This window comes from Burkholderia sp. 4NA327C6 (assembly GCF_005502655.1).
Classification (GTDB): domain Bacteria; phylum Pseudomonadota; class Gammaproteobacteria; order Burkholderiales; family Burkholderiaceae; genus Burkholderia; species Burkholderia contaminans.
The window spans coordinates 15,457-32,743 of the sequence record NZ_SCNZ01000052.1 but is presented as its reverse complement, the minus strand read 5'-3'; the positions used below and the strand labels follow the sequence as shown (position 1 = coordinate 32,743).

14 protein-coding genes are annotated in these 17,287 nt (G+C 67.7%); 6 read left to right on the top strand and 8 right to left on the bottom strand.

Features of this window, described 5'->3' with window-relative positions; translation table 11 throughout:
- Positions 1-7: 7 nt before the first annotated feature.
- From FFS49_RS34870 to FFS49_RS34860, 3 genes are all read right to left on the bottom strand, one after another.
- Positions 8-1,588, bottom strand: coding sequence for a DUF3138 family protein (locus FFS49_RS34870; RefSeq protein ID WP_105817381.1), 1,581 nt, complete (start codon positions 1,586-1,588; stop codon positions 8-10).
- Positions 1,589-1,685: 97 nt separating this feature from the next.
- Positions 1,686-2,801, bottom strand: a complete 1,116-nt coding sequence (locus FFS49_RS34865; protein ID WP_105817382.1) for a polyamine ABC transporter substrate-binding protein — start codon at positions 2,799-2,801, stop codon at positions 1,686-1,688.
- 215 nt (positions 2,802-3,016) lie between these two features.
- The gene (locus FFS49_RS34860; protein WP_105817383.1) at positions 3,017-4,747 is read right to left on the bottom strand and encodes an amidohydrolase; all 1,731 of its coding nucleotides are present in this window, start codon (positions 4,745-4,747) and stop codon (positions 3,017-3,019) included.
- A 238-nt stretch (positions 4,748-4,985) separates the two neighbouring features.
- Between FFS49_RS34860 and FFS49_RS34855 the strand changes: the two genes are divergently transcribed.
- Entirely contained in the window at positions 4,986-5,816 is an 831-nt protein-coding gene (locus FFS49_RS34855) for a helix-turn-helix transcriptional regulator (protein WP_105817384.1), read from the top strand.
- Between the two features lie 33 nt (positions 5,817-5,849).
- Here FFS49_RS34855 and FFS49_RS34850 read toward each other — a convergent pair whose 3' ends face one another.
- The 4 genes from FFS49_RS34850 to FFS49_RS34835 all read right to left on the bottom strand — a co-directional run bounded on the left by FFS49_RS34850 (position 5,850) and on the right by FFS49_RS34835 (position 10,086).
- The gene (locus FFS49_RS34850) at positions 5,850-6,770 is read right to left on the bottom strand and encodes a LysR family transcriptional regulator (protein ID WP_039353976.1); all 921 of its coding nucleotides are present in this window, start codon (positions 6,768-6,770) and stop codon (positions 5,850-5,852) included.
- Between the two features lie 133 nt (positions 6,771-6,903).
- Positions 6,904-8,094 (bottom strand): MFS transporter, encoded by a 1,191-nt coding sequence (locus FFS49_RS34845; protein ID WP_039353973.1) that lies wholly within the window; start codon positions 8,092-8,094, stop codon positions 6,904-6,906.
- A gap of 106 nt (positions 8,095-8,200) precedes the next feature.
- Positions 8,201-9,658, bottom strand: coding sequence for an FAD-dependent oxidoreductase (locus FFS49_RS34840; protein WP_105817385.1), 1,458 nt, complete (start codon positions 9,656-9,658; stop codon positions 8,201-8,203).
- Between the two features lie 83 nt (positions 9,659-9,741).
- Positions 9,742-10,086, bottom strand: a complete 345-nt coding sequence (locus FFS49_RS34835) for a cupin domain-containing protein (RefSeq protein WP_105817386.1) — start codon at positions 10,084-10,086, stop codon at positions 9,742-9,744.
- A 198-nt stretch (positions 10,087-10,284) separates the two neighbouring features.
- Here FFS49_RS34835 and FFS49_RS34830 point away from each other — a divergent pair, with 198 nt between their 5' ends.
- The 3 genes from FFS49_RS34830 (at position 10,285) to FFS49_RS34820 (ending at position 13,790) form a co-directional block, all read left to right on the top strand.
- Positions 10,285-11,169, top strand: coding sequence for a helix-turn-helix transcriptional regulator (locus tag FFS49_RS34830; RefSeq protein WP_105817387.1), 885 nt, complete (start codon positions 10,285-10,287; stop codon positions 11,167-11,169).
- Between the two features lie 166 nt (positions 11,170-11,335).
- A complete protein-coding gene (speB, locus tag FFS49_RS34825) occupies positions 11,336-12,286 on the top strand; it encodes an agmatinase (protein WP_039353965.1) in 951 nt (316 codons plus the stop codon).
- Positions 12,287-12,308: 22 nt separating this feature from the next.
- Positions 12,309-13,790, top strand: a complete 1,482-nt coding sequence (locus tag FFS49_RS34820; RefSeq protein ID WP_105817388.1) for an aldehyde dehydrogenase family protein — start codon at positions 12,309-12,311, stop codon at positions 13,788-13,790.
- Positions 13,791-13,940: 150 nt separating this feature from the next.
- Here FFS49_RS34820 and FFS49_RS34815 read toward each other — a convergent pair whose 3' ends face one another.
- A complete protein-coding gene (locus tag FFS49_RS34815) occupies positions 13,941-14,867 on the bottom strand; it encodes a patatin-like phospholipase family protein (RefSeq protein ID WP_105817389.1) in 927 nt (308 codons plus the stop codon).
- A gap of 444 nt (positions 14,868-15,311) precedes the next feature.
- On the opposite strand from FFS49_RS34815, the gene motA reads away from it, so the two are divergent.
- Together motA and motB are read left to right on the top strand one after the other, a co-directional pair.
- On the top strand, positions 15,312-16,181 hold the full coding sequence (gene motA / locus FFS49_RS34810; protein WP_039353960.1) for a flagellar motor stator protein MotA: 870 nt from the start codon (positions 15,312-15,314) through the stop codon (positions 16,179-16,181).
- Positions 16,182-16,191: 10 nt separating this feature from the next.
- Entirely contained in the window at positions 16,192-17,139 is a 948-nt protein-coding gene (gene motB, locus FFS49_RS34805; protein ID WP_071333279.1) for a flagellar motor protein MotB, read from the top strand.
- Positions 17,140-17,287: the final 148 nt, after the last annotated feature.

Sequence of the window (17,287 nt, the reverse complement as noted above, 5' to 3'; positions counted from 1 at the left end):
CGGCCGGTCAGAACGAGTAGATGAACTGCATCCCGGCCAGGTCGTTGCTGCGCGCGTACGTGCCGTTGCTCTTCAGGAACACCGGATGGTTCGCCGCGTCGTGGCGGTATTCGAGCTTCACGGTGATCTGCTGCGTCGGATAGAACAGCAGGTCGGCCGTGATCGCATAACGCTGTGCGCCCTTGCACTCGGTGCCGTTCGTCGACGAGGCATGGAAGCACGCCGGATCGATGCCGAAGCCGCTCGACCCGTTCACCGACGGGTTGCCGCCCGCGAGCCCGTACTGGATGTTCGTGCCGCCGCCGCCGTTCGACGTGTCGTTCAGGTAGTCGAAGCGCAGCGTCGCGCCCATGCGGCCGACCCACGACGTCGTCCACTTCGTATGGCCGAGCAGCGACATCCCGTACCAGCGCGCGGTGCCGCCGTTCCATGCGCCCTTCTGCAGCTCGCCGTAGTCCACCTGCGCGTTGACCTGCGTCTTGTCGTGCGTATAGGTCACGTCGGCTTCCACGTACTTGTAGAGGCCGGTCGGCGACGAGCCGTTGCACTGGTAGCCGTAGCCGCCCGCCTGCGCGCATGGCGAGAACAGCGACTGCCGGCCCAGCATCCCGGAGATGCCGAAGTCGAAGGCGGTCGACGTCGCGTTGTCGAAGCGCGCGGTGATCGTCGGCGTCCAGTTGGTCTTCGTCGTGTTGTTCGCCGCGTTCGCGATCGCGCCGGCCGTGCGCAGCACCTCGTTGCCGATCACGACCTGCCAGAAGCGCGTCATCGCCGCGTTGGAGCCCTTCAGCCCGATGCCGATCAGGTTGCCCGGCTCGCTGAAGTCGTACAGCAGCCCGTGCGTGAGCGTCAGCATCTGGTTCGACGGCTGCACCTCGTAGCCGGCGAGGCTCGGCATCATCCCGATTTCGAAGGTACGCGTCGTGCTGAGCGGCACGGTGACCACCGCCTGCGTGATGATGTTGTTGCCGACGCCGCCGTGCGAGTTGCTGAATACATTGCCGAAGCCGCGGTTCGGCTGGATCACGACCTCCGCCGCCGGCGCCATCGGGCCGACGCCGAAAGTCTTCTTGATGTCGAGGTAGACGTCGCCGATCGTGCTGTTGAAATAGTCGTACGCGCCCGGGTCGTGGTTCAGGAACTGGAAGCCGGACGTGCGCTGCGCGCGGTTGAACAGGTACACGGGATCGACGTAACCGGTGATGCTCAGGCCCGCGAGCGGGCCGGTGGTCGCCGCTTCCTGCAGCGAGTCGACCTTCAGCGACGCGTTCGCGATCTGCTCGCGCATCTGCTGCAGGTCGTCGTTCGTGAATGCCGGCGCGGCATCCGCGGCCGGTGCGGCGGCCGCCGCCGTGCTGATCGAACCGATCTTCGCGCCGCCCGAGGCGGCATCGGCCGTCGTTGCCGAGCCGGCGGGCTTCGCCGCGAGCATGCTCGCGCGCAGCTCGTTCACCTGCTGCTGCAGCGCGGTGACCTGCGCCTGCAGCGCCTTCATCCTGCTCGCGTCGGTCGCCTGCGGCGTGTGCGCGAATGCAGACGCTGCTTCGAACGCGAGCAGGCACAGCGCCGTCATGTGTTTGATTTTCATGGTTGGGTGGTCGTCGGGACGCGCGCGCCCCCGCCCGCCGCGATGAGCGGCGGGGCGCGCGAAAGGTGTACGGGAGTGGGGAGAAGCGGCGGCCGGCTTACTCGGTCTTCAGCTTCGTCCAGAGACGGTTCTGCAGACGCATCAGCTCGGGCGGAACCGGCTTGCTGACATTGAGCTTGCGGATCACGTCGGTGGGCGGGAATACGGCCAGATCACCCGTCACTTCGGCGCGCACGAGGTGCTTCGACGACGGCACGGCCGACGGGTACGACGTGTCGTTGGTCAGGTTCGCGCTCTCCTTCTCCGACAGCACGAAGTTGACGAACTTCAGCGCGGCGTCCGGATGCGGCGCATCCTTCGGCACCGCCATCATGTCGAACCACATCGCGCTGCCCTCGGTCGGGATCACGTACTTGATGTGATACGGCTTCTTCGCGGAAGCGGCCGCGATCCGCGCGGAGTTCACGTCGCCCGACCAGCCGAGCGCGAGGCAGATGTCGCCGCCCGCGAGATCGTTGATGTAGCTGCTCGAATTGAACTGCGTGATGTACGGCCGCACCGTCTTCAGCAGCTCGTACGCGGCCTGGTAGTCGGCCGGGTTCGTCGTGTTCGGATCCTTCTTCAGGTACACGAACGCCATCCCGAACGCGTCGACCGGCGAATCGAGCACCGAAATGCCGCAGTGCTTCAGCTTCTGCGCGTACTTCGGGTCGAACAGCAGCGCCCAGCTGTCGAGCGGCGCGTCGTTGCCGAGCGCGGCCTTCACTTTCTCGACGTTCATCCCGAGCCCGTCGGTGCCCCACGTCCACGGAATGCCGAACTGGTTTCCCGGATCGTCCTTCGCGAGCACCTTCATGATTTCCGGATCGAGCAGCCCGTAGTTCGGCACCTGGCTCTTGTCGATCTTGCGGTAGAGGCCGGCCTGCAGCTGCCGCGCCCAGAAGATGTCGGACGGCACGACCACGTCATACCCCGACGTGCCCGACAGCAGCTTCGCCTGCAGCGTCTCGTTCGAATCGAACTCCTGATAGACCACCTTGATGCCGGTCGCCTTCTCGAAGTTCGCGATCGTCGCCTTGCCGATCGAGTTGCCCCAGTTGTACACGTTGACGACGTCCGCCGCGTGCGCCACCGGCGCGCCGGCCCACAGGACGCCGCCCAGCGCCAGCGCCGCGCATGCCGTTCCCAGATGCTTGCTCCAATCCCCTGCCATGGTTTCCTCCGTCGATATCATGATCCGCTCGCGACGAGCGGCGTGTGCTTCGGTCCGGAAAAATGTAGCCAGAGGAAATTGGCCGGTCTGCCCTGCCGTTAGGGGGACACGCCGCACAATCGGGGCATCCGGTTCCGGGCGGATGCCCCGATCGACCCAACACGGAAGCGAATTGAAAGCTCCTTCGCCGCTTCGTCACGCCAACCGAAAACCGCTCAGGATGCCTGCACGCCCGTGCGCACGCCGAAGTCCTCGCCCACGTGCGTGACGCGGCCGCCCATCATCGTCAGCGCGACGTCGATGCGGCCGATGTCGTACTGCCCGACTTCGAACAGGTCGTTTTCCAGCACGACGAGATCCGCGCGCTTGCCGGGCGTGAGCGAGCCGACCTCGTGCTCCATCCCGAGCTGGTACGCGCCGTGGATCGTGTACGCGGCGATCAGCTGCGGAAGGCTCAGGCGCTCGGCGATGTCCGGGAACACCGGCGCATCGGGCTCGCCCGCGAGCTGGCGCGTGTGGCCCGACTCGATGTGTTCGAGCGGCTTGTGCTGGCAGCGGCACTGGCACGCGAGGCCGTCCATGCCGATCGACACCGTCACGCCTTCGTCGAGGAACGTGCGGAACTTGTACATGTTGCTCCAGCGTGCGTGGCCGTAGTGGTCGCGCAGCTGCTCGGTGTACGCGTCGACCACGCCCCATTGCAGCTGCGTGTTCGCCATCACGCCCGCGCGGCGGAAGCGCGGGATGTCGTCCGGATGCGTGAGGAACGCGTGCGTGATCACGTGGCGGCGGTCGCGCGGCGGGTTCGTGCGGTTGACCGCATCGAAGCCGTCGAGCGCCATCCGCACCGCCGCGTCGCCCACGCAATGCACCATCACGTTCGCGTTCACACGATCGGCTTCGACCAGGTAGCGGTTGAACGTGTCGGCCGGCATCGTCGGCGCGCCGCAGGTGTCGGGGCGGTCCGCGTACGGTTCGAGCAGGTACGCGGTGTGGTTCGCTTCCGTGCCGTCGAGGAACAGCTTCAGCGCCCGCGCCTTCACGAGCGGCGAATCGTATTGCGCGCGGTATTTGACGAGCGTGCCGACCGGATCGTCGATCTCGCCGATCACCGCGACACTGCCCACCACGCGCAGCTTCAGGTCGCCCGCGCGCTCCATCGTCTGCAGCGTCTCGTACAGCAGCGACTGGTCGCCGCTCGGATCGAAGAAGCCCGCGTCGAACACGGTCGTCACGCCGGCCGCGCACAGCTTCTTCTGCCACGGCGGGATCGATTTCAGGTACAGGTCGATGCCGGTCGGCAGCAGGCCGGCCGCGCTGATCCGCTGCATCAGCAACGAATACGCGGCGCCGTCGACGATCAGGCCGGTCGGCTCGCCGGTCACCGCGTCCTTCTCGAACCAGCTCGCGCCCTCCTGCACCGGCGGCGTCGATGCATCGATACCGGCGATCTCCAACGCCTTCGAGTTCACCCACATCGAATGGAAATCGGTCGACAGCAGGCACACGGGGCGATCCGCGCAGATCGCGTCGAGCGTCTCCTTGCGCAGCAGCGCCGGCGGAATCGTCGCCTGCACCCAGCCCATCCCGGTGATCGCCGGCTCGTCCGGATGCGACTCGACGTACGCGCGCAGCGCGGCGAGCACCTTCTGCGGATCCTCGTAGTTCACGAACGCCTGGAACGCGAACGCGGTGGTCTCGAAGTGCCAGTGCGATTCGACGAAGCCCGGCAGCACGAGCCGGCCGGCCGCGTCGACCACCTTCGTGTCCGCACCGACGTATGCCTGCACGGCCGCCGTGTCGCCGACATGGACGATTCGGCCGTCGCGCACGGCGACGGCCTGTGCCCACGGCTTGTGCGGATCGACGGTATAGACCTTCGCGTTGGTGAGAACGAAATCCGCCGGTGTCGAATCCTTGGCGGCGGGCGTCGGTTGCATCTGCATGGCCTGTCCTTTCTGTTGATCAGGTTTTCGAAGTGCTTTCACTGTAGCCAGACCATTCGTGGCGGTATGCCCCCCCGCCGCGGGGGCGCGGGCGAATTCCGCCCGCCGCACGCGCGGTCTTGTCATCGTTTTGGGGACAACGCATGAAATGGGTGGGGTGGGTCCGGTGAATTCCCAGCTGACGCGCGTATATCGTTCGCGTAACGTCGCACTGTTCCCTGACCGCCCACGCCCGACCATGCGACTTCTCCAACCCGACCCGGCCGCCCGCGGCCACTACCTGATCGGCGTGCGCCCCGACACGCTCGGCGCGACGTTGCGCGCGGTCGGTACGCCGGATTTCGTCGGCGCGGTCACGGAATTCGTCAACGACAGCATCGACGCCGACGCCGTGCACCTCGAACGCTGGCGCGCGGATACGGGCAGCACGTCGGGCTTCGTCGTCGAATGGCTCGGCAGCGGCAGCCTGCGCTTCGCGGCCGATACGTTGCGCGTGATGGATCTCTACTACCAGGACTACTGCCAGGCCGATCCATTGGTCGCGCCGCTGCGCGGCAAGGCCGGCACGCTGCTGGTGCAGCGCCATGTCGACGGCATCGCGCACAGCGAATTCCGCCGCCGGATCTTCGACGAGCCGGGCATCGAGCAGGAATGCCTGCTCGTGCACGGCAACGCGCACCTGCAGTACGCGCTCGGGCTCGCACGCACCGCCGGGCGGCCCGCGTTCACGATGGACGAGCTGTTCCACTTTCGGCAGATGGTCGACCTGCTGTTCCCGATGTTCGAGCTGCATGCGCGCACCTGCGCGGCGCGGCGCGTGGCGTCGGGGGCCGTGAATACCGCGTCGCAGGCGAGCTTCGACGCGCGCCTGGAACGGCAGGACGTGCAGCTGTCGCGCCGCGAGCACGAAATCTGCCGGCTGATGCTATGCGGGCGCTCGGTGCCCGAGGCCGCGCAGCAGCTCGACGTGAAGCTGTCGACGGCCGAGTCGTACGTGAAGCGCGCGTTCGCGAAGCTCGGCGTGCGCACGCGCCGCGAGCTGTTCGACTGGGTGCTGGTCGACTGCTGAGCGCGCGCCGCCGGCTCAGGGCCTGTTCACGCCCTAAGCAGCCAGCGCGGCCGCCTTGATGTTGAAGGCGCGCAGCAGGTCCTCGCAGAACGCGTCGACGATCGGCTTGTCGCTCGCGCTGCGTTTCATCGCGAGATGCAGCGGCACGTCGAAGCTGAACGTCGTGCGGCCGACGGCCTTCACGAGCCCGCGCTGCTCGAACGGCTCCGCGTAGTGCGCGGGCAGGTAGCCGAGATGGCCGCCCGACAGGATCAGGATCGTCGCGGCCTCGATGCTGTCCGCGCTCGCGGTCACGCGCCGCTCGGGCAGCGGATACTGCTCCTCCGGCACCGGATAGGTGCGCCACACCCAGTCGTGAAGCTGCAAATCGTCCGCGGTCACGGGCCGCGATGCATGGAACAGCGGATGCCCGCGCCCGCAGTAGATCACCTGCTGCTCGGTGAACAGCGGCGTGTAGAGCAGCCCGGGCACGCGATGCCAGAAATAGCCGATCGCGAGATCGAGCTGGTTGTTGACGAGGCTTTCCTCGAGCTCCTGCGGCGACGCGACCTTCATCGCGAACGTGACGGCCTGGTCGCGCTTGCGGAATGCGCCGATCGCATCGGCCACGCGCGCGTTCTCGACGAGCGGCGCCTGGCCGATCAGGCCGATCGACAGCGTGCCGACCAGCTTGCGGTCGATGTCGCGCACGCGCGCGACGAATTCGGAGGTGGCCGCGACAAGCGTGCGCGCGGTGGCCGCGAAGCGTTCGCCCTTCGACGTCAGGCGAAAGCCGCCGCGCCCGCGGTCGCACAGCTTGAAGCCGACGCGCGCTTCGAGCGCCGACAGCTGCGTGCTGATGGTCGACTGCCGCACGCCGAGCGATGCCTCGGCGGCCGTGATGCCGCGTGCGTCGACGACGGCCAGAAAAACCCGGATGAGCCGGAGATCGAGATCGGAGGTATTCGAGAACATGCTTCAAGCCGCTGCGCGTGTGCGCGTTACCCGGGCGGCCAGCCCGACGCGCATCGCGCGCCACGCTCGCCGCCTGCGCCGATGAACCGAACCGGACGCGCGCCGCCATCGGCAGCGGCGCGCGTCGCCACCGTCATTCAGATGCCACTGCGAGCGCGCGTTCCATGCCGAACACGGCCGGCCGCAGCCGCCGATAGCAGAGGAACGCCACCGCGCACAGCACGATCGCCGCGATCAGCGCCGACTGCGTGCCCGCACGCTCGATCAGCGAGCCGCCCGCGACCGAGCCGACGCCATAGCCAAGCGCGACGCAGCCGGGCGACAGCGCGGCCGACTTGCCGACCAGGTCGTACTGCGGAATCGTCGCGTAGATCAGCAGCGCGCCGCCGGTCCAGCAGCCGATGAAGACGATCGCGCCGAGCGTGAACGTCGCGGCCGACGCCGGCAGCGCGAGCAGCACGGCCGCGACCGCGCAGCCGCCGAGGTTCACGAGCGCCCAGCGGCGCAGCCCCGCGCCCGCGCCGAGCTTCGGCATCGCCGCGCAGATCACGAGGCTCGCGACGTTCGCGGCGCCGAGCACGAGCGACACCGACCGGCCGCTCAGGCCGGCCGCGGTGCCGATCTTCTCGAGGAAGGTCCACACGACGCCGACGCCGCCGTACAGTGCGAGCTGCGCGCACAGCACGAGCATCGCGCCCTTGCGGTCGATGCGGCCGGCCACGCCGTCCGGCGCCGGTGCGGCCATCGTCTCGCCGCGGCGAAACAGCGGCGTCGCGAGCACGAACATGCCGAGCACGCACGCGACGAAGCCGAACACGCCGTGCGCGCCCCAGGTGTCGCTCAGCATCGGAAAAATGGTTGCGAGCAGCACCATGCTCCACGTCACCTGCCCCATCAGCATGATCCCGAGATTGCGTTCCGGCGCGCGCGAATACGACAGGTAGCGCAGCGCGATGCCGTTCAGCCCGCCCGAGCCGACGCCCGCGATGAACTGCAACGCCGAATACGCGACGAGCCCGTGCGTCGCGAGCGTGCCGAGATTCGCGCCGGCCGCGAGCGTCACCGCCCCCGCGAGCACCCACCGCACCGGCTGGCGGCCGAGCACGAACGCGACGAGCAGCGTGCCCGTCGATTCGCCGAGCACCTCGATGAAGCTCGACAGCCCGAGCGCCGCTTCGCCGAAGCCCCAATGACGCTCGACCTGCCCGACGATCGCGGGCAGGCCGAGGAAGACCGTCGGCCCGAGCATGCCGAGCAGCAGCATCACGACGACGAACAGCGCGCTTTCCTGCCGCGCTTCATCCTGCAGGTTGACTACATTCATCTGTTGTCTCTCTCCGTGTCCGCGGTGCGGACCGTCTCCTCTGGGGATCGTGTCTTGTCGTGTCGGCATGACGGGGCGGCCCGGCGCGGAGCGGCCCCGTCGCCGCTTACATCGGGAAGCCCATCGCCTTGATGCCGCTGATCCATGCGCGCTTCCAGCCGCCTTCCGCATCCGCGCCGTCGAACGCATGGAACGTGATCTTCGCGGCGACCCAGCGCATCGGCTCCGGCGGGATGTAGCTCGGGCTCTGGTTCGCGATGTCGAGCTTGCGCTCGGGGCTGTCGCGATCGAACAGGATGTTCAGGCCCATGAACGCGCCGAACCGGCTCGCCGCGACGCCGAAGCCCGTGTAGCCGGCGACGAACACGGCCTTGTCGCCGAGGTAGCGCTTTGCGAATACCGAGCCGCGCGAGCAGTAGTCGATCGGGCCGCCCCACGCGTGCGAGAAGCGCACGTCGCACAGCTGCGGGAACGTGCGGTAGAACGCTTCCGCGAGCCGGTAGTACGTTTCGCGCTGGCCGTCCTGGTGCGGCTCCGGATCGCCGTCGAAGTGATAGCTCACCAGCCCGCCGAAGATGATGTTGTTGTGCTTCGTCAGCCGGAAATAGTTGAGCTGCGTGCGCGTGTCGTACACGCCCTGGCGGTTCTTCCAGCCGATCCGCGCGAGCTGCTCGTCGGTGAGCGGCTCGGTCGCGAGCACGTGGTCGCGCACCTGCATCACGCGGCGGTTGATGTCGGGAATCCCGACCTTCGCGGTGCCGCTGCCGAACACCACGCGCGGCGCGCGCACGCTGCCCTTCGGCGTCGTCACGAACACCGTGCTGCCTTCGTCGGCCACGGTCACGAGCGGCGTGTGCTCGTAGAGCTTCACGCCGAGCTGCAGCGCCGCGCGCTTCAGCCCCCACGCGAGTTTCGCCGGATGCACGATGCCGCTGCGATTGCGCGACCACAGCGCACCCGCGAACAGCGGCGAATTCAGTTGTTCGAGCGTTTCCTCGCGGTTGAGCAGCACGACGTTGTGGCCGTACTCGCGATGCAGGTCGTAGTCGCCCTTCAGGTGCGCGATGTGCTCGGGATCGACCGCCACCGTCATCTCGCCGTTCCACTCGATATCGGCGTCGATGTCGTAGCGCTTCAGCGTGTCCTCGAAGCCGTCGAGGTTGTGATGGCCGAATGCCTCGAGCTGCGCGATGTCGTTCGGGAACACGCGCACCGCGTTCGGCAGCCCGTGCATCACCGACGTCGAGATGATCCCGCCCGCGCGGCCCGATGCGCCGTGCGCCACCTTGCCGGCCTCGATCAGCACCACGTTCAGGTGCGGCATCTGTTCCTTCGCCTGCACGGCCGCCCACAGCCCCGTGAAGCCGCCGCCGACGATCAGCAGGTCGGCCGTCACGTCGCCGACGAGTTCCGGCTCGGTGGCCGGCGCCGCCGGGTTGTCGAGCCAGTACGGGAACAGCTTCGTATTCGCGAGCGCCGCCTCGACGCCCAGTGCGACCGGTGCGCCACGCATGGCGTGCGCCTGCTCCGGTGCAGTCTCTCTTGTCTTGACTTCCATTTCCATGATCCCAGCCATCACACGCGAAAAGCGAAACCGCCGCCGGGCGCGCGTCACACGGACGACGCGCCCGGCGGCGGCCCCGGACATCACGACTGCTCGAGCAGCACGTAGAACTTCTTCGCGTCCTCGATCGTCTCCCAGCGGCCCGCGAAGCCGGCCGGCAGCAGGTAGCCCTGGCCCGGCGTGAATTCCTTGCGGTTGCCTTCGACGTCGGTCAATGCGATCCGGCCCTCGACGAGCCACACGGCTTCGTCGGCCGCGGTTTCCGGAAACCCCACCGAGCCGGCTTTCCCTTCCCACCAGCCGATGATGTAGTTGCCGCTCTTGCCTTCCGCCGCGCGCCAGTCGCTCTCGTCCATGCCGAAGTCGAGCTTCGTGAATTCGCCGATGCCTGCGCCGAGCGGCAGGATGTCCTTGATCAGTTTGGTCATGTGAATCTTTCGTCTCTCGATTGAAAAAAGCAGAGACAAAGTTACTCATTTACACTGCCCCGGTATGCCCCCCTCCGGGGGGGACAAGCCGTGTTTTCCGGGGCGAACGGGTCGGCAGGACAACCGACGGTGTTTCCCCCTAATGACGTTTTTCGTTGCGAACGCTACAATCCGCCGGCTTTTCACCCGGGGAACCGCATGCTGCTCAACGTGAACCCCTTCCACCGCGACAACGACCGCTTCAACGTGTCGTTCAAGGCGCTGGGCGAGCTGATCGAGACGGTCGGCACGCCGCACTTCGTGCCGTGCCTCACGCAACTGCTCAATGAAGTCGTGCCGCTCGACGTCGCGCACGTCGAACGCTCGCGCGTCGACGGCTCGATGCCCACCGGCTATCGATGCGAATGGATCGGCAGCAGCGGCATCGATACCGAATCCACCGAAATCTCCGACGTGATGACGCTCTACTACGAGCGCTTTCTCGACAGCGACCCGCTGTTCGCGGGGCTGCGCGGCAAGACGGGCACGATGCTCGTGGTGCGCGACATCGCGGCGATCCCACCCGGCGAATTCCGCCAGCGGCTGTTCGACGACGTGCGGATCGGGCACGAATGCGTGCTCGCGCGCGGCACGCGCTATTCGCAGCATTCGATCGCGCTGGAGCGCGGCCGCGACCGGCCGCCGTTCACGCTCGCCGAGATGAACCGCTTTCGCAGCATCAGCGACGTGCTGTTTCCGCTGCTCGAACTGCATGCGTCGACCACGGCCGTGCGGCGCGTCGCGCACCCGACGCCCGAAGTCCACCCGCTCGCGCAATTCGATGCGCGGATCGCGGCCGACGGCGTGAAGCTGTCGAAGCGCGAATACGAAACCTGCAAGCACCTGCTCTCCGGCAAGACCGTGCCGGAGACGGCCGAGATCCTCGGCGTGCGGGTCGCGTCGGCCGAGTCGTACGTGAAGCGCGCATTCGCGAAGCTCGGCGTGCGCACGAAGCGCGAACTCGCCGCGTGGGGGTCGGCCACCACCGCGTTCCCTTCCGCCGGCGCACACGACGGCACAACGCCGCCGGGCATCCCGCGCTGACACACCCGGTCGCGCCGCACGGCCGCGTTCGGTTGCGCCGCGTCGATGCGGCGGCGCCGCTTGCATCGAAGCCCGTCGATGTAAACGTTGCGACTTCAAAATCTTTGCGTGCGTGTTCTCCTCTACCATCGGCCGATCGCTTGACCTCAAATAAAGGAGACGGCCCATGCCCCGCGAACTGAATCAACCGATGGGCGGCAACGAAATGCCGCGCTTTGGCGGCATCGCCACGATGATGCGGCTGCCGCAAGCCGCGACGACCGACGGCCTCGACGTGTGCTTCGTCGGCGTGCCGCTCGATCTCGGCACGTCGAACCGCTCGGGCTCGCGCTTCGGCCCGCGCCAGATCCGCACCGAATCCGTGCTGCTGCGCCCGTACAACATGGCCACGCGCGCGGCCCCGTTCGATTCGCTGCAGGTGGCCGACATCGGCGACGTCGCGACCAACCCGTACGACCTGAAGGACTCGGTGCGCCGCATCGAGGAGGCGTACGACGAGATCGTCGCGAACGGCTGCCGGCCGATCACGCTCGGCGGCGACCACACGATCGCGTGGCCGATTCTGCGCGCACTGCACAAGAAGTACGGCAAGGTCGCCGTCGTGCACGTCGACGCGCACGCGGACGTGAACGACACGATGTTCGGCGAGAAGATCGCGCACGGCACGCCGTTCCGCCGCGCGGTGGAAGACGGCCTGCTGCAATGCGACAAGGTCACGCAGATCGGCCTGCGCGGCACCGGCTACCACGCGGACGATTTCGACTGGTGCCGCGAGCAGGGCTTCACCGTCGTGCAGGCCGAGGAATGCTGGAACAAGTCGCTCGCGCCGCTGATGGCGCAGGTGCGCGAACGCGTCGGCGACACGCCGGTTTACCTGAGCTTCGACATCGACGGCCTCGATCCGTCGTTCGCGCCCGGCACCGGCACGCCCGAAATCGGTGGCCTCACCATCCAGCAGGGCCTCGAGATCGTGCGCGGCATGAAGGGGCTGAACATCGTCGGCGCGGACCTCGTCGAAGTCGCGCCGCCATACGATCCGGCCGGCACCACCGCGCTCACCGGCGCGAACCTCGCGTTCGAGATGCTCTGCGTGATGCCGGGCGTCGCCTACCGCTAACCCGACCGACAGGATGACCTTCATGTCCACCGCCGAGCTTTCCCGCTCCACCGCCACGTTCGTGCTGCCCGCAGCGCACATCGCCGGCCAGCCCGTGCGCACACATGCCGATGCGCCCGGCGCGCCGATCTTCGACGCGTCGACCGGTGCCGCGATCGGCTGGCAGGAATTCGCGACGGCCGCGCACGTCGATGCCGCGGTGCGCGCCGCGCGCGATGCGTTCGCCGGCTGGCGCAATACGCCGCCCGCCGAACGCGGCCGCATTCTCGCGACGATCGCCGCGCGCGTCGAAGCCTCGCGCGATCGGCTGGCGGCGCGCCAGATGCAGGTGAGCGGCAAGCCGCCGTTCGAGGCCGACGCCGATGTCGGCGACGTGGCCGCCACGTTCGCGTACTACGCGAAGCTGTGCGAGGACCCGGCGCTGTTCGCCGCCGAACCGGTCGCACTGCCGAGCGACGCCGTCACGGCCGAACGCTTCTACGACTCCGTCGGCGTCGCGGCGCTCGTCACGCCGTGGAACTTCCCGATGGTCACGACCGCGTGGAAGCTCGCGCCCGCGCTCGCAGCGGGCTGCGCGGTCGTGCTGAAGCCGTCTGAACTCACGTCGCCCACCGAGCACGCACTGCTCGACATCGTCGCCGAAGCCGGTGTGCCGGCCGGCATCGTCAACGTCGTGAACGGCGGCGCCGACGTCGGCGCGGCGCTGACCGCGCACCCGCTGATCGACAAGATCTCGTTTACCGGCAGCACCGCGGCCGGCCGCAAGGTCATGCAGACCGCCGCCGTCGACATGAAGCGCGTGACGCTCGAACTCGGCGGCAAGTCGTCGCTGATCGTGCGCGACGATGCCGATCTCGACGTTGCAGTGTCGCTCGCAGTCGCGGGCGCGTTCACGAACGCGGGCCAGATGTGCTCGGCCACCGCGCGCATCCTCGTGCACGACAGCGTGTACCGCAGCTTCATGGCCGCGTTCGAGACGGCCGTGCGCGCGCTCGTCGTCGCGCCGCCGGCCGCGGAACAGGTCGCGATGGGGCCGCTGATCTCCGCCGCGCAGCGTACGCGCGTCGAAGCGATGCTCCAGCAAGGCATCGAGGCGGGCGCACGCGTCGCGTTCAGCGGCCGCGTGGCGGATTCCGGCGGCGACGGCTTCTTCATGGCGCCCGTCGTGATCGCCGAGCCGGCCGCCGACAACCCGCTGTGGACCGACGAAGTGTTCGGCCCCGTTGCGTGCGTGAAATCGTTCCGCACCGACGACGAAGCGATCGCGCTCGCGAACGACACGCGCTACGGGCTCGTCGCGACCGTCGTCACACGCGATGCGGCCATCGCGAAGCAATTCCAGCAGCGCGTGCGCGCGGGGCTCGTGTGGATCAACGCGCCGCAGCTCATCTACCCGCACGTGTGCTGGGGCGGCTTCGGGCTCAGCGGGATCGGGCGTGAACTCGGCGTGGCGGGGCTGCGAAGCTATCAGGAACTGCGCCACGCGATGCGCGCGATCGACTGACGACGACTGACCAGTGGGGCCTTCCAGGCCGTTGGCGGCACCGTGTCTCGTGGCACGGTGCCGTTTTTTTATCGATTTCCGGAAAGAGGCTCAGACAGCCCGGTGACCGGCGTTCGTCGGTCACGCGTTTGCACGGCAAACGAGCCGCCCTCAATGCGACAACGCCGCCGCGTGATCGTGCTCGCGCAACTGGGCAGGAATCGCACACGCCGCGAGCCCGCCCTCCTCGATCCACACGCGTGTGCGTTCCGCGGCCTTGTCGATCAGTTGCGCGCACTGCGAGTAGTCATAGGACGACACCTCGAGCGGACAGAGCGGCGGCACGACATGAATTTGCGCGCGGGCTCCGTATAGCTCCAGATCGCGCACCAGTTGCCGCGCGATCACGAGCGTCAGCGCGTGCGTCGCATGCGCGATCGCGCTGCGCGGCGGGACGCGCAACGCACAGGCGAACCCGGCCGGCAGCACGACGATCCGCTTGGCGCCGAGCGCGATCGCCACCGAGATCGGCGTATTGTTCGCGACGCCGCCGTCGACGAGCTCCATGCCGTCGATGCTGACCGACGGAAACACGCCGGGAATCGCCGCGCTGGCCTGCACCGCATCCACGACCGAGCCGGCCGACAGCACGACTTCGCGGCCGCTCAGCACATCGGTCGCGACGATATGGAGCGGCAACGCAGCCTGCTCGATCCGGCGGTACGGCAGGTTCTTTTCCAGCAGCAGGCGCAGCGCGTCGGCCTCGACCAGATGCGGCCGGTTGCGCAGCAGCATCGCGAAGAGGCTGCGCATCGAGAACGGCATCACGTCCTGACGGCGGATTCTGCACCACAGCGCTTCAAGCATCGCGACGCCGTCCGCATCCGGCCGGCCGGCGAAATAGGCGGCGTTGATCGCGCCCGCCGACGCGCCGATCACGCAATCGGGCCGTTCGCCGCTCGTGACCAGCTCGCGGAGCATGCCGACCTCGATCGCACCGAGACTGCCGCCGCCGGCGAACACGAAGGCGGTCGAGGGAGTGGAATCGGACGTCACGGTGCGCCCTCCTGCGGTTGGCTGCGACGGTGGATTCGCCATGATGGATCGTGCGACGCGCCGGATGTCCTGATGAAAACCCTGCCGGCAGGCGGCCCGGCCGGCCGCCCGACGATGCGTGCCGCGCGTCGCGTACCCCGGCATCCCGCAATGAACCTTTTTTGGGGACAGGGATGTGATCCGCCGCCGTGTTTCCCGGGGGGCGTTTCGCTACGGAATTTCTCGCGATGGTCGCGCGCCTTTTGACTTCGATCAAGAAAATCGTTCACATCCGCGCCCGCAAACGTGTGCCGGGCGTGAATCCCGCTCGATACGTGGAATCACGGGTTCAGTCGTCCATACGATCGCCGTTATTGCATCCACACCCGCCGGTCGACGTCGCCTTACAGAGACTCGACGCCGTCGCGGGCATGGAGCGGAACAACCGGACGTCCCGCTCGCTTTTCGACAACGGATGCAGCAGCGCAAGTCGCGGACGAGGTAATCATGTTTGTAGCCATCGGGTGGATCGTCGTCATCGGGTCGGTGATCGGCAGTTTCGTCGGCGTGGGCGGCCATGTGCCGGCCCTGCTTCAACCATTCGAGCTCCTATGCATTTTCGGCGCGGCGCTCGGTGCGTTCGTCGTCAGCAATCCGGTCACGACGCTGAAGAAGACGCTCAAGAGCCTGCCCACCTGTTTCAAGGGCGGCGGCTACACGAAGCAGCAATACGTCGAACTGATCGCGCTGCTGTACGAACTGCTGCAGAAGGCGCGCAAGGACGGCATGATGGCGCTCGAGGCCGACGTCGATGCGCCCGAGCAAAGCCCGCTGTTCCAGAAGTATTCGCACGTGCTCGAAGACCATCACCTGCTCGATTTCATCGTCGACTATCTGCGGATGATGTCGAGCGGCAACGTGAACGTGCTGGAGATGCAGGACCTGATGGACGAGGAACTGCATACGCACCACGCTGAGGCATCGGTCGCGGCCAATGCGATCCAGAAGATGGCGGACGGCCTCCCGGCGTTCGGCATCGTCGCCGCGGTGATGGGGGTCGTGCATACGATGGGCTCGGTCGGCGCGCCGCCCGCCGTGCTCGGCAAGATGATCGCCGGCGCGCTCGTCGGCACCTTCCTCGGCATCCTGCTCGCGTATGGCTTCGTCGGCCCGCTCGCGGATCTGCTCAACGCGAAGGGCCGCGCGGCGGCCAAGCCGTTCCACTGCGTGAAGGCGGTGCTGCTCGCGTCGATGAGCGGCTACGCACCGGCTGTGGCGGTGGAATTCGGCCGCAAGGTGCTGTTCACCGCCGATCGCCCGAGCTTCAAGGAGCTCGACGAGGCCGTGCGCGCGACGAAGTCGCCCAAGGCCGCGTAACGGGGGCACCATGGCCGACAGTCGCTCCAATCCGCCGAAACAGGCACCGCTCGTCGTCGTGCGCCGCAGGAAAGGCGAGGACCACGACGCCCACCACGGCGGCGCCTGGAAAATCGCGTACGCCGATTTCGTCACGGCGATGATGGCGTTCTTCCTGCTGATGTGGCTGCTCGGCTCGGTGTCCAAGTACGACAAGCAGGGGATCGAGGACTACTTCAACACGCCGCTGTCGACCCTCCTCTCCGGCGGGAAAGACGGGCAGGCGCCGCGCCCGAGCGTCGTGCAGGGTGGCGGCCGCGACATGACGAACCCGGCGCCGGCGATCGACACCCAGGCGCAACCGGTGCCGGCCAGTTCGCCCGCGGCACTCGCCGGCATCGTCGATACGCAAAAGCTCGAACGCCTGAAGGCGAAGCTGAGCGCGGCGATCGCACATAGCCCGTCGTTGCGCGCGTACCAGGACCAGATCCGGATCGCGATCACCAACGAGGGCCTGCGCATCGAGATCGTCGATTCGCTGAAGCGACCGATGTTCGCGTCGGGTAGTGCGCAGCCTGAAAGCTACGCCACCGCGATCCTCTCCCAGATCGGGACGACACTCGACGATGTCGAAAACCGCGTGTCGATCGCGGGGCATACCGACTCGACGCCGTATTCCGGCGGCTCGACCGGCTATTCGAACTGGGAGCTGTCCAGCGATCGCGCGAACGCCGCGCGGCGCGCGCTGGTCGCGGGCGGATTGCGGGAGGAGAAGCTGCTTCAGGTGCGCGGGCTCGCGGATGTGCTGCCGCTCGACAAGAACGTGGCGGACGAACCGACCAATCGCCGCATCAGCATCCTCGTGATGAACAATGCCGCCGAGCAGGCGTTCTTTCACGACGGTGGCCGGGCGACCGTGGACGAAACGGCGGGCGCGCGGGCCGCGGTGCTGCCGGCGGCGGTTACGCGAGGGCACTAGGCGCATTGGCATTCACGACTTCGGGCCGGACGCGCGCGACCCTCGCGCGCCGCGTCGTGCCCGGCAGCATGCCGCCGGAGCGCGTCGACGTATTGTTCGTCGGGCGGTGTGTCGAGGAGGTGATGGCGCATCATGCGCCGGCATGGCT